This window comes from Ruegeria arenilitoris (genome assembly GCF_013035315.1).
Lineage (GTDB): Bacteria > Pseudomonadota > Alphaproteobacteria > Rhodobacterales > Rhodobacteraceae > Ruegeria > Ruegeria arenilitoris_D.
On record NZ_WQHP01000012.1, the window covers coordinates 88,017 to 110,399 of the forward strand.

Here is a 22,383-nt window from a genome sequence, read left to right on the forward strand (position 1 = left end):
GCGCCGCTGCCACGTTCGGCCTTGGGCCCGGCGCCGCGCATCGCGCGGCGCCGGGCCCAACCAGAGAAGATGTCTCGTCAGAGACATTGACGATGGGCGGGAGCCACTGACTGCCTGTTGAAGAGTTAATCGCCAAGCTTGGCGTGGACTTCGTCCAGGTCAATTTCACCAATCGGCATTTTGTTAGCCGGGTTTTCGAAATCGTATTTGAACAGTTCGAAATCCTGTTTGTAGATTTCGTAGACAAGATGCATCGAAAGATCGTCGAAGTAGTCCTCGACCGGATGGGCACGTTTCGGTCCGTGCCCTTCGGACTCATTGAAACGCGGAATCTCGGCAAGGTTCACCGCGTGGGGCGTCTGCAATTCGTCCAGCACATTCTGCATGCCGTCATTGAATTTCTCGGTCCAGAAAATCTGATCGTAACGCCCGCCATTCACAATGAAGGTCGAAACGTGACCGGACATGGCTGACCAGTGAATGTCGGGATCCATCGGGCGCCGCCAGCGGATCGTGTCGCGCGCAAACAGCAGGAAACGGCGAAAGCTGGCGATCTGATCGAACTCTCCCTTGCCGTCATCACCACCAACCTCGATCCCGTAGTTGTAGATCAAAGTGGGGACCAGATTGCCCCGATACCGTTTGCCGTTGCGCTGGATGCCGCAAATCTTGTCGAAGAAAGAACTTAGAATCCGGGTGTAGGGATTGCGCACACAGGTAAAGGCCAGCGACTTGTGATCCCGCACATTGCCCGAAATCTGCGCCTGACTAGGGCCGAACGCCCACTTGTGCATCCCGTCTTTGGCGTCGTGAATGTCGCCATCAAAGAACCGCCCATGATCCGAGTAGTACATGATCTGACCAATGGTCGAGCACGCGCATTTAGGCACAACACGGTAAACCATGCTTTCGCTCTCGGTCATCCATGTACCGGGAAAACCCATCCGCTGCGCCTCCTTTGCTGGCCTGGTCACATAATCGACACGCCAGCATTTGACACCAAAAAACCAAAAATATTCTGTTTATTCAATCGCTCATCCTCAGTATCACGGTTGGAAACGGGCAGAAACGGAAAACAATAGGCCAAAATGGCTAGGATTGCGTATATATTGCTGTGCCACAAAGACCCTGACGCAATCATTGCGCAGGCCAACCAGCTGACGGCAGCCGGGGATTGCATGGCCATCCATTTCGATGCGCGGGCAAGCTCGGCGGCCTATGCGCGCATTCGCGAGGCCTTGAAAACCAATCCAAATGTCACTTTTGCCGCCAAACGCATCAAATGCGGTTGGGGCGCGTGGTCTCTGGTTCAGGCCACGCTTAACGCCGTAGAGGCCGCCGTCGGCGCCTTTCCCCGCGCCACCCATTTCTACATGGTGTCCGGGGATTGCATGCCAATCAAATCGGCTGAGTACATCCACGAGTTTCTGGATCATCGCGACCACGATTTCATCGAAAGCCACGACTTCTTGGAAAGCAACTGGATCAAGACCGGCATGGTCGAGGATCGCCTGATCTATCGGCACTATTTCAACGAACGCACGCAGGCCAAGCTGTTTTACGGTTCTTACAACCTGCAAAAAAAGTTTGGCCTGACGCGCGAAATTCCTTCGGACATTCAGGTCATGATCGGCAGCCAATGGTGGTGCCTGCGTCGCCGTACGATTGAAATGATCCTGGATTTTCTGAAAAAGCGACCGGATGTGAAACGGTTCTTCTCGACCACCTGGATTCCGGACGAGACCTTTTTTCAGACACTGGTGCGCCACCTGATCCCCAAAACCGAGATTGAAAACCGCACCCCGACATTCCTGATGTTCTCCGACTACGGGATGCCTGTGACGTTCTACAACGATCACTACGATCTGCTACTGGGACAAGACTATCTGTTCGCCCGCAAGGTCAGCCCCGAAGCCCACGAGCTGAAAGACAGGCTGGGCGATCTGTACGCCGCCGAAGGCGAGACTTTTCACATCTCGAACGAAGGGCGCAATCTCTACGGCTTTTTGACCGGGCGCGGCCGGGTCGGACGGCGATATGCTCAACGATTTTGGGAAGCGGGCAATACACTGGGTCCTGAGCGCGAAGTATTTCTGGTCGTGTGCAAGAAATGGCACGTGGCCAAGCGGCTGGTGGATCAGATCGTCTTGGAAACGAATATCCCCTGCGTGGAATACCTGTTCAACGAAGAAGACACTGTCCTACCCGATCTGGGCGGCATTGAATCAACGCTGGCCAAGCGAACACGCCACAGGCGCGCAGTGGTTCGGATGCTGTTCGAAAGCTTCGACTCGAACAGGCTGGTTTTTTGTGTGGACCCTGCAGATCTCGACATCATTCAGGATTTCTGCGCGGTGCAAGCCCGCAGCCATGTGCTGGATATCGAGTGTGAGTACTCCGATGACTATCTGATCGGTCACGCCCGCCGCGTGGGTCTGGCCGGAGAAAGCACCCCGCGGGACGCCGTAGCCCGGCTTGTCCCAGCGCTGCGAAACTCACTGGCGCACGAATCCGAACTGATCCGAGAGGCCGAGTTCGACGGCTATGTCCGCCTGAGAGAAAGCAACTCTCACACCGAAAACGAAGCCGCAATTGCCGAGTTTCTGGGTGTTTCACAGGACAAGGCGCACGCCATCATGCGCCTTGATTACCTGTTCGCGGATTGATCCCGCCGCTCCGGCGGGACCAGTTCAGATGTCGAATTTAACACCCTGGGCCAAAGGCAGCTCGGCCGAATAGTTCACCGTGTTGGTCTGCCGCCGCATATAGGCTTTCCAAGCGTCCGAGCCGCTTTCGCGCCCACCGCCAGTTTCTTTCTCGCCACCAAAGGCACCGCCGATTTCCGCACCCGAGGGGCCGATATTGACGTTTGCGATCCCGCAATCCGAACCAGCTGCCGTCAGGAATTGTTCCGCCTCGCGCATGTTCAGGGTGAACACGCAGGACGACAAACCTTGGGGTACGTCATTCTGCAGATCGATCGCATCGTCAAAATCGTCATAGCCCATGACATACAGGATCGGCGCGAAGGTTTCGGTTTTCACGACTGCTGTCTGGCCCGGCATCTCGACGATCGCGGGCTCCATATAGAAACCTGCCGGAACGTCTTCTGTCACACGCTTGCCGCCAAATACGGTCCCGCCTTCGGCCTTGGCGGCCTCTAGCGCTGCGGTCATGGCCGCGCCCGAGGCTTCATCCACCAGCGGGCCAACCAGGGTGCCTTCGGCCAGCGGGTTGCCGATGGGCAGACCAGCATAAGCCTTTTTCAGGCGGCCCACCAGTTCCTCGCGGATCGAATTGTGCACGATAAGGCGGCGCAACGTGGTGCAGCGCTGGCCAGCCGTACCAACAGCCGAGAATACAATCGCTCGGACAGCCATTTCCAGATCCGCCGAGGGGCCAACGATCATCGCGTTGTTGCCGCCGAGTTCCAGAATGCACTTGCCAAAGCGCTGCGCGACAATGGGTGCAACCGCACGGCCCATCCGGGTCGAGCCGGTGGCCGAGATCACGGGCACCTCTTCGCTGGCGACCAGAGCTTCACCCAGCGCGGCACCACCGATCAGCGTTTGCAGCAGCCCGTCAGGCGCATCACCAAACCGAGCCAAAGCGCGTTCAAAGATCTTTTGACAGGCCATCGCGGTCAGCGGCGTTTTCTCGGACGGTTTCCAGATCACGGGATCACCGCAGACTAACGCCAAAGCCGCATTCCATGACCAGACCGCGACCGGGAAGTTGAAGGCAGAGATCACGCCAACCGGACCCGCGGGATGCCATGTCTCCATCATCCGGTGGCCGGGGCGTTCGGAAGCGATTGTCAGACCATAAAGCTGCCGCGAAAGGCCCACGGCAAAGTCGCAGATATCGATCATCTCTTGCACTTCGCCCAGACCTTCGGATGTGATCTTGCCAGCTTCCCAGCTGACCAGCGCCCCCAGATCGTCTTTGGCGGCGCGGAGCTCCTCACCCAAAAGGCGGATCAACTCGCCGCGTTGCGGGGCCGGCACCACGCGCCAAGCTTTGAATGCTGCTTTTGCACGGGCGAACACCGCGTCCATCTCGGACGCTGGTGTCTCGTGCACCTCAGCCAATACGCTGCCGTCGATGGGCGATGTAACCTTGAGCGTACCGCCGGTCAGATCGGCCTCGGTCAGGTCCAGATTTGCCAATGTGGTTTGGGCTGTCATTACGATGTCTTTCATATCTCAGGCCGCCTTGTTCTGTTCGGTTACGTCGCCAGCCCTATAGAGCCGGCCAAATTCGGTGTTGAGGAAATCGGCAAGCTTCACCTGTTCTTGCCGGACAAAGCCTTTTGCGGGCAGCGCGCCGGTTCGCATCAGATCGACGACACCCAGAACGCCTGCGGCGGTGGTTACCTGAATGGCGCTCCAGACCTGTCCGTTGATGGTGCGGGCAAAGCTTTTGTTGATCAGGGATTTCTCGCGTAGCGCGCCATCGATCATGCCCTTTGCGGTGCAATAGACCAGCACCACATCCTGATCGGTGCGCGGCAGCGCGGTTTCAAAGATGTCTTTCAGCAGATCGCGGCGACGTTCCAACCCCAGATCATGCAGCAACAGTTTCAGGATTTCGCAATGGCCCGGGTAGCGGATTGATCGGTACGACACCGCCCTTGCCTTGCCGTCCAAGGTTTCGGGCAGGGTTCCCAAACCGCCGGAGGTGTTGAAGCATTCATACTCCACCCCATCATGACCCAGCAGTTCGTAGTCCTCCAGCGGGGCGGTCTTGACGCGTTCGCCATTCACGATGGCATCGCAGGGGTTACAGTATTCGTTGATCAGGCCATCGGTGGACCAAGTCAGATTGTATTTCAGCGCGTTGGTCGGATAAAGCGGCAGCGCCCCGACCCGCATATGCAGGCTGTCCAATTCGTCGAATTCCGAGGCCAAAGACGCTCCGGCGATCCCGACAAAACCGGGTGCCAGACCGCATTGCGGCATAAAGGCGGTTTCGCTGTCTTTCGCCAGATCGCGCACCGCATTGGTGGCCGCCACATCCTCGGTCAGGTCAAAGTAATGCGCACCAGCTGTTTTCGCCGCCTTTGCAATCTTGGGCGTCAGGAAAAACGGGGCCGCCGAAATCACGGCATCAAAGCCTATCAACCCCTGGGTCAGCTGTGTATCGTCCTCCACATCAATCTGGCGGGTCGAAACTCCCTGCTTGTTCAGGGCTGATAACGCGGCAAGATCACGATCGGCCACTGTGACCGAGTAGTTTGACGATGACTTCAGCAGGGTTGCGATCATCTGACCGATCTTTCCTGCTCCGATGATACAAATGTTCCAGCTCAAAGCGCGCCTCCTCTTTCGTTTGCGAAAAGTATGAGGCCCCACCTGTTCGAAACGTAGGCGCAATCTTGACGAAACCGAAGGTATTGTCGTCAATATGTCGAGAAATCTGACATATTGACGTATCGATGGAACGCTGCTTTTTGTCCGTGGCCGAGGCCATTTCCAACTCGCGGTTGCAACGTCACCTGACAAATCAACAAGCCCAGTGATTTTTATATTCAAATATTATACGGTGCATTCAATTGGGCCGTATTGTTCGCACATATCAAACTGTTCGGTCGGCCCGCCCAGCGCCCAAACATGGCCTGGCCGGTTACTTTTTCGTCCGGCCAATAGGGGCTGATCCAACACTATAGGGTCTAGCGTTGGGGTTTTCTGATTTTAATCGCGACGACGTTCAGGGGGGACAAGGCGTGCCAAAAGATCCAATTGAAAGCTCAACATCATTCGAACCAACCCAAGATGACCTGAAACTGATAAACGAGGTTCTGCCCGCGCAGGACCCATCGGTCATCCATTCGAAATTCGAGTATTTTGAAGTGTCCGAAGACACAACGCTGCCCTCGCTCGGTATGTTTGTCGTGCTCGGCGGCGAGGTTCAGTTGCGGCAGGGTGACAACGTTCTGGCAACTGCAGATACCGGAGATTACTTCTACGAAGAGCATCTGGAAATCTACGATATTCCCGTCAGCCTCGAGGCGCACGCAATGCCCGGCACAAGACTGGCCTATTTGTCCAGACATCAATGGTCCGCGATCCCGAAACATATCCGCGACGCCTGTTACGACACGCTTTTTGGCGATCTGGTCAGCGTCCATCTGCAAAATTATCAGCAGCCGATCAATTGCTGCAGCGTGACAGCTGCCGCGCTTAGTATGTCTGCTCTTGGCTTCAGCTACGAAGTCAACGACATCTTTCGCGAATGCGGTTTGCCGACGTCGTTTGTCGTGAATGACGGCATCTCTCTGGGCGAGCTCTACGACGTCGCCTGCACCTTTATCCACAGTCAGGGACTACGGGACGTGATCCAGGTTCAGGCCTATTTCATGGATGAGGCCACAACCTCGGCCGAACTGTTGTCGGAGGCGATCGACGAATCCAACCGGTTGGGCGGAGACAACGACATCCTTGTGGCGAACTTTCAGGTCGGCGTTGCCCACGGCAAGGACAACATGCCCGGTGGTCACTTTGCGATCATCGCCAAATGCAATCGCAGCACCGGGTTGGTGCATATGATGGATGTGCACCCCGAAAAATACGGCAAGCTGTGGGTCACCACAATCGACCGGTTATGGGCCGGGATGTCCGACCGCGACGGGACCTCGATGCGGTCGCGCGGGATGCTGCGGTTTTCAGCGCGCGAGGCTGTGAAAACGCATCTGCAAACGCTGAAACAAGACTGCAACTATGTCGACAGCACCCGCTATCTGGCCAAGGACCCAAAGAAGCGGCGCAACCTGTTCCGGCGTGCCAGCCCGAACATGAATTCGCTGGGCGTTTTGGCCGAAAGTCTGGCCATTCTTGGGGATGAGATCGTCGATGAAGACAAGCTTCTGTTCGCCACAGAGACCGATCTGAGCGATAAGCTCAGCCGGGTATCGACCGCCAAGGAAATGCACGATTTGGCGCAGCGCTATCTTGCCCAGTCACAAGTCGAGCACTTAGGCAGCGCCTTCCGCAGCTATGCCCAACGCCCCGTGGATGATCACACCACCCCGGAGGAATGGTTCTGCGACCGGTTGCGCGGGTTGAACAAGGCGCACGACCGGCACTTGATGATCAACATCGATTTCAACCGCGTCCTTGGGTTCGAAGTCATCCGCCCACCAGCAAACGTGTACCGCGAAACAGCTTTATTGGAGGAATTCTGGTGCTTGTGCATCGCCTATGACGAAGAGACCGATCTCGTGACCGTCGTGGACATGAGCCCGGCGACCTCTCAGGTCTGGCAAGCGCCACGGGAAAACATCTTTCGTGGCTTGCGCGACCTGAAGGACCCGGCGCTTTTGGTGATCGAAGAGCGCGAGCCACCCGAAGACCCCAGCGACGTGGCCACCATCGTCAAGAACAACGCGATTGTTTTGTTCTATGCCGATGAAGACCCTTGGTCCTACATGCTGCGCAGTATCCTTGCCAATATCGGCATCACGACGATCAAGCTGATCGACGTCGAAGGGCATGGTGCCAATGTCATGAAGATGCGGCGACAACTCACCGCGATGACAGGCAAGGAAACCGTCCCTTATCTGTTTTTCCAAGGTGAGTGTCTGGGGCGTCGAAACGACATCGTGGACAGCATTCTCAAGGGTCACTTTCAGAAACGGGTGTTCGAAGCCGGGCTGCCGGTCTTGCTGCGCCATCAGTCCCCCAGTCTGGACAACAATATCTTTGGCTACCCCAAAGGTGGACTGACTGAACCGCCCAGCGAAAAGCGTAATGTGCTGCTGTGTGCCTGCGGATCTTCTGCCGCCGACAAGGTGCCGCAACTGGTCAAAAAGATCACCGCAGCGGGCCACAACGTAAAGCTCATCCCTTCCGTTTCAGCCGAGAAGTTCTTTCGCGATATCGAGATCGAAAAGGGTGTCGAGATTGAAAGAGGGTATGAGCCCGAAAAGGTCGAGGACTACATTTCGCACAACGACTATTACCGCGATGACGACGAATGGAACTTCCGTTACACCAAGTTCGGGATGCCTCTGCGCGCCTCGCATCTTGCGCTGTGTGACTGGGCCGATTGCGTGATCGTGGCCCCTGTAACCTGCAACACGATGGGCAAGATCGCCAACGGGATCGCCGATAACCTGCTGACCTCGGTCTTTGTCGCGTGGCAGTACAGGAACAAGCCCGCCATCCTTTGCCCGGCGTGTAACACCAATATGTGGAACAACGTTACGACCCAGCGGAACGTCGAAAAACTGCGCGATCTGGGCGTTGATCTGGTCGGCCCGCGCAAGGGGCGGTTATCGAATGGCATGATGGGGATCGGCATGATGGCCACCCCGGACCAGATCATGGAGGTGCTTGACGAAGCTTTCGAAGAGCTGGCGGATCAAGAACACAACATTTGCAAATGGGCGCAAGAGGCCGCCGCATCTGACGACTTTGCGCAGTGGCGCCGCGTGTTCGACGCTGTCGACAAGGGCATGGCCGGGATCGACATCGTTGACGACCACAATGGCGACACGCTGCTGCACTATGCGGCGGGCGGCGAAGGTGAGTTGCACGAGAACGGGAAGGGTCTTGGAAAACCCGACCTGGAGGCCGCGCAGGAACTGATAAACCGCGGTATCAACGTAAATGCGACCAACGACCATGGATTTACCAGCCTGCATGTGGCGGTGATGAACAACTCGGTCGAGATGGTGAAAACCCTGCTGGGCGCGGAAGGCATTGATGCAAGCGCCTGTATTCACTTTTTGCAGAACCCAAAGAACGCGATGGATGTCCGGGACGCAAACATCTCGGACGACGTGCTCGGGATGCTGAGTGACTGGGCCAACACCCACACCCTGACCGAGATCGAAGAAGAGGACGAAGACGAACTGGTCGATGATCGGGAACGCACCTACCTCTACTTCACTTACGGCTCATTGAAGAAAGGCTTTCCCAACCACGAAGCCCATGCCGAGGTTTTGGACGATTTCGTGGGCGAGGCCGTCACCCGGCAACGCATGCCCCTGATCGTCCCGCACGAGCCGCATTGTGACAATCCGAACTGCGGTTTCCTGCACCGGATGGCCACGTTGGTCGACCAGAAAGGACGCGGCAAACCGATCCGTGGTGAGGTGTATCGGGTGACATCCTCTGGGTTAAAAGAACTGGACCAGCTCGAAGGTTACCACGGGCCCGGATCGCCCGAGAATGTTTATGTCCGCAAGCGGATCAACGTTCTGATTAACGGTGTAAAAAAACCGGCCTATGCCTATGTGATCGCGCACCCCACCAAGTACCTGGATCAATGGGAGGCAGGAACGTCCGGAATTGTCGCGGAATACACTTTGGACATGGCCACAGGGACGCCAAAACCGGGCTTCCAGCCGCCTAGTGCCTGACCTGAACAAAAACCTCATCCTCAGGGCCGTCCTTGAGGCTGAGGTTGTAGGCCGTGATGATCACCATGCACAAAAGGACAAACGGCCAGAACGAAGCTTTGGGGATCAGGTTGTCCTTGTAGTGGATGAACCACAAGGACGGCACCGCCTCGGAGGCGAACAGATAGGTGTTCACTGAAACTGCCAACAGCAGGAAGTACATCAGGAAAAAGAACGACTCCATATAAATCACCGGTGATCCGGCGAACCCTTCGCGCAGCTGAACATGCGCCAGAAGGATCACAAAAAACAGGACCGAACACGTACCGATGACGCTGGATGTGCTGAAATCGTGCCGCTCGACCAGTTCGGGGCGTCGGGTGACGATCATGACGGCCCCGAACAATAACATCGTCACGACGATCAGCGGGATCATGTGGACGATAAACGCGTTCGCAAAGTTCCGTTTGATGACGAAGTTATAGTGCAGCTCGGGCAGGTTGGTCTGATACTCGATCTGACCGATGCCAAGCGTCGTATCCAGATCAGACAGGCGATAGTCGAAATAGGTGTTCTCACGCTCCCACGTGCCCATCACAATGCGATTGTCGATGCCAAAGATATCGTCTGGTCCGGTGGCCGGATATGCCGAGAAGTCGGGGATTAGAGCCACATTCTTGTCAAATCTGCTCGGCCAGAAGCGGACCCAGACGGTTTTGTGGTCAAAGGGGTAACTGGTATAGTCAAAGGTCTGGCGCAGGGTCTGTTCAAAATACCAACCGATGAGTTCAGATCCACCCTGGTCGATCCGATAGGCCTCTTCAATCAGACCATTCGCGGCATCTGCGGCTTCGGGCAGAATGAACCCAACTTCGCCCTCGGCCGGTTTGATGGCGTCGTGTACCCCATCCTCGTAATGCTGCCAGATATAGCCGCTGATATGGACGTCGCTTGCCCCGGTGAAACTGAAGGATTTTATGAAGATGCCCGTTCTGACCTGATGCTCTGGCAGACTTGGGAGGTCATTCAGGTATGTGTCGACCGACGCACGATCCGGCAACTGCGTGGGATCTTCCTCGAAATGGTTCAAATCGATCCATAGCTTGATCAGCAGAAGGGCCAGACCCAGCGTGATGGCACCAGAGATCAACCAGACTTTCTTTTCGATGCTCATTCAGCCCCTCGCCCGTCTAATCCAACCGCCCGACCAGCGACTGAGTGATACCGAGGTCCTGAAAACCGGCCTTCAATGCTTCGAACCCTTCATGGGATGCCAGCGGAATGCCCCAGCCCCCGCATTCTGCCAGTGTTCGAGCCTGTTGGATTGACAAATTCACCATCGGAAGAGGTTCATCCGCAGTGAACTTTGCCAGAGCATCCGCATATCGCGTCGCCTCATCCCAGTCCTGTCGCGCCAGCATAACGGCGCTGGCATCCGTGTAGAAATGCAGGTGACTATGCCCAACGCAGCCCTCGGCGATGATCTCTTCGCCCAGTTTAAGGTGACGATCCTGCGCCTCTGGGTCTGTTTCAGCCATCGCCAACGCCGACAGCGCCTTTGGTCCCACGAAATTCCGCCCGTGTTCCAAGGCAATATCCACGGCGCGGCGACCGGTTTCGCGGGCCGCTTCGATCACTCCGGCATAGACTTGCGTACGGGCGAGATGCTCTAGCGCTTGGGCCTCAAGGCGCTTGGCCCCGACGCGATGGGCGATCTCTGCTGAAACTGAAAAACTGTCCAATGCCTGATCCAACTCGCCCAGAAACGTGTGCGCCACTCCAAGGCAGGTTTGCGCCACACATTCCGGCACAAAGGCGAAGTACTTTTGCGAGACCTCAATAGCCTCCTGTGCATCCTTTTTGCCCTGCGCCACATCGCCGGTATAGCTGCGGGCAACGCTGAGGTTGTGCAAGTTCGCGGCTAAATCCCGAACCAAACCCTTTTCCCGCGCCCGCTCAACGGCCTGCGTGTAGAACCCTGTGGCCGTTTGCATCTTGGCGTTCATGAAGTTTGCATCGCCAAATCCGCTGAGTGCACCGACCTCAAGACGTGCGGATTCTAGTTTTCTGGCCAGTGTTAAAGCCTTTTCATTGCTCTCAAGCGCCTTTTTCACCTGCCCAAGCGGGAAGTAAACATTGCCGCGGACATAGTTGATCTGGGCAATGTCACGATCGGATCCGCAACGTTCGGCGGCGGCCTCAGCGATATCGAGGCTTTCCAGCGCTTCCTGATAAAGACTGGCCTGCCGTGCGGCTTGCGCCAGCCCGATATGCACCCGACAAACCTGCTCACCCGTATCCGCCAGTTCGGCAGCTTCCTTGAACTCGCGCAACGCATCATCGGACAGACCCTGCAACCGGTGCGTCTCACCCCGGGCACAAAGCAGATCAAACCGCACTCCGGCGGGCGAAGGCAGTTCCAGCGCCCGCTCGATCAGCGGGCTGGCATCGTCGAACTGGAATGCAAGGATCAGCTTGTCGGCGGCCTCCAGATAAGCCTGCGCCGCATTGTTCGCGCCCGCACGGTCCAGATGTTGCGCGCGCAGTGTGGCGTCTCGATCTTCGAACCATTTTGCGGCCTGGCGATGCAGCCGCGCGCGTTCGGATTTCACCAGCGTCGCGTATGACCCATCGCGGATCAGCGCGTGGGCAAACATCAGATCGGCCCCGGCCTCTCGGATCAGGGCCGAACGGATCAGGGTCGAAGTGTCCAGGTGCCCCTCGCCCAAAAGGAAGTTCAGCACCTCGGGCGAGAACCGTTGACCAAGGACCGAGGCCGCCTGAATCGCCGCTCGGCTGGCCCTGTCCAGAGAATCCAGTCGAGACTGCACAATGCCCTGTATGCTGCCCGGAACAGATTCCTGCTTCAGCACGTCGATGTTGCGCAGCAATTGTTCAAGAAACAGCGGATTGCCCCCGGCGCGTTTGACGCAGGTGTCCAACAATTCGGGATCGATACCCGTGAACTCTTCGACCAGTTTTCGGGCCTGTTCGTCCCCCATGGGTGCCAGTTCCAACTTGGAAATCAGCGCGCCGTCCGTGGCCATCTGCCATTCACGGTTGATTGGATCACCCTCAACCCGGCTGGTCATCAACAAAACGCAAGGCAGATCGCGCGTCATCGCCGCGATATGGGCGCAAGCGGTCAGGATTTCCGGCGAAGCCCAATGGATGTCCTCGATCTGTATCAACAGCGGGGCTTCCGCGCTGCGGGCTGTGATCAACTCATCGATGACCTGTCGTCGCCCGCGCAGGCGGGTGGCGTTGTCCATCACCGCGTATACCTCGGCCAGACCGGGGTCTTGCTCTAACTCCAGCAAGGCGTTCAGGTGACCCGCATTAGCCGCCGAGACCCAGCCCTTGGTGATAGCGTCCGCGGCGACCGAGGCGCAGGTGGCGGCATTGTCCGTAGGCTCTAGCCCCAGAATGCTGCGCGCTACGGATTGAATTGCAGAATGCCCCTCGCGCGTTCCGAAATCCATGACGACGCCGTTGTGAATGGAATAGGACAGGCTGTCTGCCAGCTCGGCCACCTGTTCGGACAGATGGGTCTTACCTATGCCCGGCTCGCCCAGAACGATATGGACCTCACCCTTGCCGTGACGCTGACAACGGTCGAAGGTGGCCGAGAACAAGGACAGCTCTCGCTCGCGCCCTACAAAGCGATGCCGGCGCGACCGGATGTTGCGCGCCATGCGGTCCAGACGCCACAGCTCGACCGGGGTACTCAGCCCTTTGATCGCCTTTTCGCCCATCGATTCACCGACAAAAAGCGGCCCTAACGCACGCTGAATGTCGTGTGAGACCAAAACCTCACCCGGTGCGGCCATGTCGGTGATGCGCGAGGCGAGGTTCACGCCATCACCCGTAACGGTGTATTCGGTGTGCGCCTCGCTGCCTGTCGTACTGGCGATCACCTGCCCCGAGGCAAGCCCAATATGGCAGGAGAGCGGAGGGTTCAGGCTGGGCAGCACCGCATGAATTTCCAACGCCGCCCGCGCCGCGCGTTCGGTATCGTTTGTGTGTGAAATGGGCGCGCCAAACACGGCCATCACCGCGTCGCCGATATGTTTGTCGATCCGGCCGCCGTATTTCTCGACCACGTGATCGACCTTGGCAAAAAAGCCGTTGAGCAGCGCGTGCATGTCCTCGGCATCCAACTCGCTTGTCAGGCGGGTAAACCCAGTCAGATCGGCGAACATGACCGTGACCTGCCGCTTGGCAGGTTCAAGCGGGGTGTCGGGTTCATAGGGTTGAACGGTTTCGAATGTCTCAAGTTCAGAAATCGCGCGCAGCAATCTGCGGCGGTCTCCGACGGCAGTCACACCGATTTCGATCAGATCTTCGCCCGTCAGATCGGGCAAAATAGCGAAATCAATTTTATTATCCAAAAAGGCTTGCGCGTAGTCAGATAGTCCAAGTGCGCTTAGCCAGTCCCTAAGGTCCTGAGACATGTCGCCCCTCTGAAGCCCCCAACTCCAGACACAGACGTAGCACAACAGACCCGCATGAGTCTGCAAAGTTTGAATATTTTAATGTTTATGCACACCCAATTGCCCGAATGAGGGGCAATTGGGTCTTTGGCATCAGGCCTCGGCTTCCAATCCGTCGGTCGACAGATCGTCCAGCTTCGGCATCAGGCGCAGCAGTTCGGCTGTGTACTCCGTTTGAGGATTCGCAAACAACGCGTTGGTTTCTTGCAGCTCAACCACCTTGCCCTGCTTCATGACGGCCACTCGATCGCACATCTGGCGCACCACCGGCAGGTCGTGGCTGATGAACAACAAGGTCAGACCCAGATGCTCTTGAAGGTCTTTCAGGATGTTCAGAATCTGCGCCTGAATCGACACGTCCAACGCGCTGGTCGGTTCGTCACAGATCAGGAAACGCGGCTGGGTTGCCAGTGCGCGCGCGATCGAAATCCGCTGACGCTGACCGCCTGAAAACTCGTGCGGGTACTTCAGGCCAGCTTCATGACCCAAGCCCACCTGATCCAACAGCTCATCCACGCGGCGCTTGATATCGGACCCATCCATCAACTTGTGATGGCGGATCGGTTCGGCCACGATTTCATCCACGCGCATGCGCGGGTTCAGCGAGGAATAGGGATCCTGAAAGATCATCTGGATGCTCTTGCGATAGGCATCCAGAGCGGCTTTGTTGGTCAGGTCGCTGACGGTCTGGCCCTCAAATGTGATCGTGCCACCATCCACCGGGTACAGACCGGCGATCATGCGCGCGATCGTCGACTTGCCCGACCCGGACTCGCCCACTACGCCAAATACTTCGCCCGCGCGAATGTCAAAGCTGACGTCATCAACGGCGGTGAAATAGGTGCGGTCCCACGGCAGCAAGCCTTTGCGCTGCAGGAACTTCTTGGTCAGATTGCGAATCTCAAACACCGGTTTGCTGGTGTCATTGTCCACTTTGGGCCAGTGACGCGCCATGTCGTCGATGGCAAACCGGGTCTCGCGGCCGCCATAGCTGATCTGCGGGAAACGGTGTAGTTTCAGTGTCGGGCGCGGAACGGCAGCAATCAGCGACTTGGTATATTCGTGGCTGGGCTGCCCCATCACTTGCGAGGTCGGGCCTGTTTCAACCACCTTACCCGCGTACATGACGGTCACCTTGTCGGTCGTATCCGCGATCACGCCCATGTCGTGCGTGATCAGGATGACGCCAACCTGACGTTCCTGCGCCAGTTCCTTGATCAGATCCAGAATCTGCGCCTGAACCGACACATCCAGCGCAGTGGTCGGTTCGTCCGCGATGATCACATCCGGCTCGGTACACAGCGCCAGCGCGATCACAACACGCTGCCGCATCCCGCCCGAGAATTGGTGCGGATACTGATCCAGCCGCGTGTCCGGATCAGGAATGCCGACGCGATCGATCAGGTCGCGGGCACGTTTGTTCGCCTCGGCATCGGATCCACCCAGATGGGCCTGAATCGTCTCAACCAGTTGCTCACGTACGGTGAACAGAGGGTTCAGCGATGTCAGCGGGTCCTGGAAGATCATCGAGATCTTTTTACCGCGTAGACCACGCATTGCGTTGACGTCCAGTCCACTGATCTGGTCGCCGCGCAGTTTGATCGTGCCGCTGGCAATTCGGCCGGGCCGATCCAGCAGACCCATGATGGCTGCACCAATGGTGGATTTACCCGCACCGGATTCACCCACCAGTCCGTGGATTTCGCCCGGCTCAACGGACAGGTCCACATGGTCCACGGCGGTAAACAATTTGCGGCGCGTCGGGAATTCGACCGTCAGGTCGTTGATCGTAAGTAGGCTCATGAAATCACCGCAGCTTGGGGTTCAGCGCATCGCGCAGCCAGTCGCCCAGCAGGTTGACCGAAAGGGCCAGCGCCAGAAGGGTGCAGGCCGGGAAGAACAGGATCCACCACTCACCCGAGAACAGGAAGCCCTGCCCGATGCGGATCAGTGTGCCCAGTGACGGTTGCGTCGGAGGCGCACCCACACCCAGAAAGCTGAGCGTCGCCTCGGCGATAATCGCCAGCGCCAGCGAGATCGTGGCGATCACCAGAACCGGGCTGAGGACGTTGGGCAGGATATGACGGAACATGATCGGGAACGAACCGCGCCCGATCAGGCGCGCGGCCTGAACGTATTCCTTGTTTTTTTCCACCAGCGCAGCGCCGCGCACAACGCGGGCAAACTGCACCCAGTCGGACAATGCAATCGCGATGATCAGAACATAGATCGCCATCTCGTCGCGGTATTCCGGTGGGGTGACACCTTTGGCGATACCAAAAATCAGCATCGCAACAAGGATCGCAGGGAAGGTCAGCTGCACATCGGCGACGCGCATAATCAATGTCTCGATCCAGCCCCCGAAATAGGCGGCAACTAGCCCCAGAACGATTCCGATGATCAACGCCAGCAGCACTGCCGATACACCGACAAACAGCGATATGCGCATACCGTACAGGATGGTCGAGAAAACATCTCGTCCCTGATCGTCTGTACCCAGCAGGAACGTGTCCTGCGTAAAGGCATTGGGCGTACCCGGCGGTGTAAAGCCGTTCATCAGGTTCAGCGACGACGGGTCGAAAGGGTTATATGGCGCGATAAGAGGCGCAAAAATGGCAGACAGTACCAGGATCAGCACAACCAGAGACGCGATCACCGCGACCGGCGAATGCCGGAATGACCAGGCAAAATCGCTATCCCAGAACTTGGAGAAACGCGACTTGGTGGGGGCGGAAGGGGTTTCGATAGTATCGGTCATGTGGCCCTCGCGTCGACACGCAGGCGCGGGTCAATGGCATAATAGAGAAGATCGACGATCAGGTTGATCGTCACGAACATGACCGAAATCAGCATCAGATAAGCGGCCATGACGGGGATATCGACGAACTGGATCGCGTTGATGAACAGCAAACCGACGCCCGGCCACTGGAACACCGTCTCGGTGATGATGGCGAAGGCGATGATTGAGCCCAACTGCAGACCCGTAATCGTGATCACCGGAACCATGGTGTTTTTCAACGCGTGGCGGAAGTTGATCACCCGATCCGACAACCCGCGGGCGCGGGCGAACCGGACGTAATCGGCACGCAGAACCTCAAGCATTTCCGACCGCACCAGCCGCATGATCAGCGTCATCTGATACAGACCCAGCGTAATCGCAGGCAGGATCAGCGCCTTGAGACCGGAAGTCGTCAAGAAACCGGTGGACCAGTTGCCAATCATAACGGTCTCGCCCCTCCCGAAGCTGGGTAAGAGGTCTAATTCAACCGAGAAGATGTAGATAAGTAATATCCCGATCAGGAAGGTCGGCAGGGACACCCCGATCAGCGAAACGGTCATGATTATATTCGCAGCGACCCCTTGTCGTCGGATGGCTGTGAATACGCCCAAAGCGATACCCATCGTGATGGCCAGAAATCCCGAAACAAACGCCAGTTCCAACGTGGCTGGCGCGCGTTCGGCGATAATCGTCGAGACCGGACGTCCCTGACGATACGACACGCCAAAATTGCCTTGAACGGCTTCTTTCAGGAATTTGTAGTACTGAACCGGAATCGGCTGATCCAGCCCCAGCTCAGCGCGCAGCCGGTCGATATCGGCTTGCGTGCGTTCCTGACCCAGCATGTTGTCGATCGGGTCGCCAACAAACCGGAACATAGAAAATGCGACCAAACCCACGACCAGCAGTACGATCACGGATTGGAACATCCTTCGGACGATATATGCGAACATTCACTTTCCCCATTGATCCGCCTCTCTATGCACGCACTGACCAAATGGTCAAGCAATCGCCATAAATACAGCAATAGGTCTAGGCCATTTCCCGACGTCAGACCCGACGTCGCCCCGGAATGGTTGGGATTGGCCTGATCCGGTTGGGTCGGGCCAATCCTCTAGCGGCTTATTCAGTTCACCGTTACCCAGCGCAACAGGAAGAAATTGTCAGGGCGCTGCGTCAGCTCGATATTGCTGCGCGTGCCCCAAACCAGAGGCTGCACATACATCGGCACATAGACCTGTTCGTCCTGAATGATCTGGGTCACCTCATCCAGCATGGCCTGACGCTTGGCCTGATCCAGCTCGGATTGAATGGCTGGAAGCAACTCGTCTACACGCGCGTTCGAGAACCCACCGAAGTTCCAGCTGCCCAGTTTTTTCTCTTCGTTTGGCGTCGCGACCAAAAAGCGAACGGGGTGTTCGGCGTCAAAAGTACCCGGGCTCCAACCCAGCAGGTACATGTCATAGTTATCCTCGCGCAGCTCGGGCCAGTAATTGCGCACCGGCATCGCATCCAGTTCCGCCGTGATCCCGATCTGTGCCAGCATGCTCACGACAGCCTGACAGACAGCCTCGTCATTCAGATAACGGTCATTGGGGCATTTCAGCCCGAACGAGAACCCGTCCGCATATCCAGCTTCGGCCAGCAGAGCTTTGGCGGCTTCGACATCAAATGCCGGGCGTTCTGCATTCGCTTCCGAGTACCCGCTCATTGCGGGGCTGACCAGCTGAGACGCCGCTTCGGCATTGCCGCGCATGATGGTGGCCAGAATCGCATCCACATTTACCGCCTGCGCGACGGCTTTGCGCACGCGCGGGTCGCGGAAGGGGTTCGGCTTGCCCGCATCGTCGGTGTATTTCAACGTCTCGGCCTCGTGGTCAAAGCCCAGCATGATAACACGCGCCTCGATACCCTGAATGACTTCTACATCGGCGTCTTCCTGCAGACGCGCGACATCCTGGATTGGCACCGGATTGATCATGTCCACATCACCGGACAATAGCGCCGCGACCGCAGTGGCCGGGTTCTGGATCGGATTGAATTCGGCACGGGTGATGTTGTGCTCGACCTCTCCCCACCAGCCGTCAAATGGCTCCAACACGGTTTTCAGACCTGGTTCACGCTCAGTGACCTTGAAGGCGCCGGTGCCATTGGCGTTGATCGTGGCGTAGTTTCCAGTCTCTTTGTCCGGCACCGCAGCGTCATTCGCCTCGGTCCAGCCTTGATCCATGATCATCCAGTTGGCAATCGAAGACGGGAACAGCGGGTTTGGTGCAGTCATCATGAAATCAACGGTGTAGTCATCGACCACGATGACCTCGCTGACCGGGGCAAACCAGCTGCGGGTATCGGCCGCCTCGCCCGAGGCGCGCTGATAACTGAACAGGACATCCTGCGCATCAAAGGGGCTGCCGTCGTGGAACGTCACGCCCTCGCGCAGATTGAACCGCCAGCCGTCGCCCTCGCCGATCGGCTCCCAGCTGACAGCCAGTGCGGGTTGGACGCTCATATCCTTGTCGCGACGGACAAGACCTTCGTAGACGTTGTTGAGGAACCCCAGAACCGGGGCCGAGTTAACCGCGTGTGGGTCCATGGTTTGCGGGTCGGTGGTCGAGGCCCATTTGAAGTCTGCGGCATGGACCCCGGTGGCAGCCAGCATTGCAAGGCCAACGGCACTGTTTCTGAGGATCATTGTTATGTCTCCCTATTTCTGGGGCCGAGTTTTCTTGGTTTTTGCCGCGTGCGCAAGGAAATCTCAGGTCGCAACAAAAAACAGGGCGCGAAAATCGCGCCCTGTCTGATCGTCAAAAGTTTTGACTTAGTTCATGGTGAAGTATTTGACCTTAGGCTGGTCTTCGGCGTCCACTTCGATGCCAACACCGTCAGCCATGCCCCAGTTCAGAACCTGGTGGTGAATGGGGATGTACAGTGCTTCGTCCTGCACGACACGCCAGATGTCGGCGATGTCCGCGTTCCGGGCGTCCAGGTCAGTGTTCGAGGCAAGCGACTTGATCTTTGCGTCCAACGCATCGTCCTGATAGCCGGTGCCGTTCCACGTGCCGATGTCGTCTTCGCGACCATGGACAAGGAAGTTGAAGATGTATTCCGAGTCATATGTCGGAACACCCCAACCCAGCATGTAGAAGTCGGTCTTGCTGTCGGTGATCAGCGGGAAGTGCTGCGCCTTAGGCTTGGCATCCAGATTCACGGTCACGCCAATCTGGCCCAGCATGCCAACGGCTGCCTGACAGATCGCTTCGTCGTTGATGTAGCGATCGTTCGGGCAGTCCAGACGAATTGAGAAGCCATCGGGATAACCAGCCTCGGCCATCAGCGCTTTGGCCTTTTCCAGATCGGTCGACGACTCGCCGTCCATCGCTTCGGTCCAGCCGTTCACGAAGGGCGGTGCGATCATGCCAGCAGGCTGCGACTGGCCTCGCATCACGACCTGTTTGATCGCATCACGGTTGATCGCCATCGACATCGCCTGACGCACGCGCACATCGGCCAGAGGGTTCTTGCCGTCCACGTTGTCCGCTTCGATGTCATCCGAACCCTGGTTCATACCAAAGAAGATCACACGGTTCTGCGGGGCTTGTTTAACCATCAGGCCATCGGCGCCATCGACACGCTCGATGTCTTGCACCGGCATATCCTGCAGGAAGTTCACCTCACCCGACAGCATCGCCGCAACGCGGGTCGCAGCGTTCTGGATGGGGGTATAGACAATCTCTGTCACTTCCATTGGGAACTGGTCGATGCCCCAATAGTTGTCGTTGCGCACCATCACGGTTTTAACGTCAGGCTCGCGGCTCTGGAGGATGTAAGGGCCAGTACCGTTGGCGTTGGTGGTAGCATAAGTGATTTCGCCACCTTCGAAATCCTGCACATTGACAGTGTTGTTTGCCTCGGCCCAACCCTTGTCCAGAATGAACAGGTTGGTCAGGTTCGACGGCAGGATCGGGTTCGGACCGTCTGTCACGATCTCGACGGTATAGTCGTCAACCGCACGCACCTCGGTGATCGAGCCGATCAGTTCTTTCATGTCGGAATTCGGTTGCTTGGCACGTTCAAAGCTGAACACCACATCTTCGGCATTGAAATCCGCACCGTCGTGGAACTTGACGCCCTCACGCAGTTTGAAAACCCAAACGTTCGGATCATCGGCCTTGGGACCCCACTCGGTCGCCAGCGCAGGTTCAAACGCACCCGTTACGTCGCGGATGATCAGCGGCTCGTACATCTGGTGGCGAATGGTGTGTGACGGACCTTCGTTTTGCGAGTGCGGATCCAGTGTCAGAGCATCACCAGCCCGCGCCCAACGCAGGGTTTCAGCCGATGCGGCACCCGCCATCAGTGCAGTCGCGCTGGCAGCGATCATCAGGTTCTTAAGGATCATTATAGTCTCCCCATTTTCGTTAATACCGTTCCTGGAACGGCAGACCGTTTTCGACGGTCTTGGTGGTTGCCGATCATCCAGATGATTTCGGCAGTTGCAACACCAGATTGTGAACTATCCGCAATTCCGATCAATTTCGACAAGCCGAGGCACAGCGCGAGTCCAATTTAGAGACTAAACGCCCCTAGCGCAGGATGACCGATCGTTGATGTGGGTCATCCGGGAATACGCGACCGGACTGAACACATTGAAAGATATGCCGGAACACCAACCCCGCTTCACCGCCCGGCGAAACCGCGCCAAAATACTTGTGCCCGGTCGGCGTGTCATATCGGGTGTTGATGTCGTCACAATCCACCTGGAAAACATTATGCGGTGTCCGGTCGATATTCTCGGGGCCTGTGTGGCCCAAACGGCGCGAGGCCACCTTGTTCTTCAGGTTTGCTGCCTTGCTAGCCCGCAAAGCCAGATCGTCCGAGGCGAAATAGACGACCACATTGCGCGAGGCATGGCTGACCAATACGCCTTGCTCGTGTTCATGCACAGTTTCATTGACCACATCCGCCGCGACCATGAATGTATTTCGGAACAGCAACGGCACGCCCGAAGCCAGATCGTACCGATCCCATTCGATCAGCGTCTGCCGCAGAACCCGGTTACCCATCGAATGCGCAAGCAGATTGATCCGTTTCAGGCAGGGTGCGGTTTCGGGCTCGTTGTCATCACTGTTGCGCCATTCCAGAAAGCGTTCCAGCACACGGGCAAAGGAAAACCCGCTTTGATCCGCAGATTTCTGGTCGTCCCAGTATTTTTGCACAATCCCCTGTTTGGCGTCACTGGGCCAGATCAGCGGCAGCACCATGACCTCGCCTCGGTTGGCCTGATCACATAATCGCTGCAATTCTGCTGTCGTCTGAAACACATCCTCGGGCAAATTGTTAAACCCGTGCAGGTAGAGCATGACCTGCCGGCAGTCACTGTCACGAACGCGCCGCAAAAGCTCTTTGCTGGTAATCTCGGTGTGATGCTCATCGTCTCCTTTTTCACAATAGAATACAGAGTTCGACGGCGCGTTATTGTCCAGATCAAAAGTGAACCGACGACCTTTGCGAGTGCGGATGCTTTGGGTGGGAAACCTGTTGGTAATAAAAAGCACGAATAGGCCCTCCTGTTAGGGATGACGAAAGCGTAGCAAGCCTCTTGTGACCTGTCAGCACTGGCGCCTATGTGCATACCGGGAACGCGCTTGTTCGCCGTGCAGCGAACATATCTAGACATTTGTTTGAGTCCGCAGTCCATTTTGTTCAGCACATCGCCAGAATTATGTCAAAGGCGCCTACTTCCGAGGAACCATTTTTGACACAGAGAT

13 protein-coding genes are annotated in these 22,383 nt (G+C 57.1%); 2 read left to right on the forward strand and 11 right to left on the reverse strand.

The window, feature by feature from the left end; genetic code table 11:
- Positions 1-125: 125 nt before the first annotated feature.
- Positions 126-944, reverse strand: a complete 819-nt coding sequence (locus GOV53_RS19950; protein WP_170469887.1) for a sulfotransferase family protein — start codon at positions 942-944, stop codon at positions 126-128.
- Positions 945-1,088: 144 nt separating this feature from the next.
- Between GOV53_RS19950 and GOV53_RS19955 the strand changes: the two genes are divergently transcribed.
- Positions 1,089-2,666, forward strand: a complete 1,578-nt coding sequence (locus GOV53_RS19955; protein ID WP_170469889.1) for a DUF5928 domain-containing protein — start codon at positions 1,089-1,091, stop codon at positions 2,664-2,666.
- Between the two features lie 24 nt (positions 2,667-2,690).
- Here the strand turns inward: GOV53_RS19955 and amaB are convergent, their stop codons facing one another.
- The gene (amaB, locus tag GOV53_RS19960) at positions 2,691-4,187 is read right to left on the reverse strand and encodes an L-piperidine-6-carboxylate dehydrogenase (RefSeq protein WP_437436804.1); all 1,497 of its coding nucleotides are present in this window, start codon (positions 4,185-4,187) and stop codon (positions 2,691-2,693) included.
- 18 nt (positions 4,188-4,205) lie between these two features.
- Positions 4,206-5,312: a saccharopine dehydrogenase family protein gene (locus GOV53_RS19965; protein WP_170469895.1), complete on the reverse strand. Its 1,107-nt coding sequence runs from the start codon at positions 5,310-5,312 to the stop codon at positions 4,206-4,208.
- A gap of 413 nt (positions 5,313-5,725) precedes the next feature.
- On the opposite strand from GOV53_RS19965, the gene GOV53_RS19970 reads away from it, so the two are divergent.
- Entirely contained in the window at positions 5,726-9,364 is a 3,639-nt protein-coding gene (locus GOV53_RS19970; RefSeq protein WP_170469898.1) for a flavoprotein, read from the forward strand.
- Here GOV53_RS19970 and GOV53_RS19975 read toward each other — a convergent pair.
- The 8 genes from GOV53_RS19975 to GOV53_RS20010 all read right to left on the reverse strand — a co-directional run bounded on the left by GOV53_RS19975 (position 9,354) and on the right by GOV53_RS20010 (position 22,170).
- Positions 9,354-10,517: a hypothetical protein gene (locus tag GOV53_RS19975; RefSeq protein ID WP_170469901.1), complete on the reverse strand. Its 1,164-nt coding sequence runs from the start codon at positions 10,515-10,517 to the stop codon at positions 9,354-9,356. The genes GOV53_RS19970 and GOV53_RS19975 overlap by 11 nt on opposite strands.
- A gap of 16 nt (positions 10,518-10,533) precedes the next feature.
- On the reverse strand, positions 10,534-13,797 hold the full coding sequence (locus GOV53_RS19980; protein ID WP_170469904.1) for an adenylate/guanylate cyclase domain-containing protein: 3,264 nt from the start codon (positions 13,795-13,797) through the stop codon (positions 10,534-10,536).
- A gap of 132 nt (positions 13,798-13,929) precedes the next feature.
- Complete coding sequence (locus GOV53_RS19985) at positions 13,930-15,639, reverse strand: ABC transporter ATP-binding protein (protein ID WP_170469907.1); 1,710 nt, start codon at positions 15,637-15,639, stop codon at positions 13,930-13,932.
- 4 nt (positions 15,640-15,643) lie between these two features.
- Positions 15,644-16,594, reverse strand: coding sequence for an ABC transporter permease (locus GOV53_RS19990; protein WP_170428677.1), 951 nt, complete (start codon positions 16,592-16,594; stop codon positions 15,644-15,646).
- Positions 16,591-17,568 (reverse strand): ABC transporter permease, encoded by a 978-nt coding sequence (locus tag GOV53_RS19995; RefSeq protein WP_170428680.1) that lies wholly within the window; start codon positions 17,566-17,568, stop codon positions 16,591-16,593. Before GOV53_RS19995 ends, GOV53_RS19990 begins: the two co-directional genes overlap by 4 nt.
- A gap of 173 nt (positions 17,569-17,741) precedes the next feature.
- Positions 17,742-19,307 carry an ABC transporter substrate-binding protein gene (locus GOV53_RS20000; RefSeq protein WP_170469910.1) on the reverse strand — a complete coding sequence of 522 codons (1,566 nt, stop codon included), beginning with the start codon at positions 19,305-19,307 and terminating at the stop codon, positions 17,742-17,744.
- Positions 19,308-19,433: 126 nt separating this feature from the next.
- Positions 19,434-21,014, reverse strand: coding sequence for an ABC transporter substrate-binding protein (locus GOV53_RS20005; protein ID WP_170469913.1), 1,581 nt, complete (start codon positions 21,012-21,014; stop codon positions 19,434-19,436).
- 184 nt (positions 21,015-21,198) lie between these two features.
- On the reverse strand, positions 21,199-22,170 hold the full coding sequence (locus tag GOV53_RS20010; protein ID WP_170469915.1) for an alpha/beta hydrolase: 972 nt from the start codon (positions 22,168-22,170) through the stop codon (positions 21,199-21,201).
- Between the last annotated feature and the right edge of the window lie 213 nt (positions 22,171-22,383).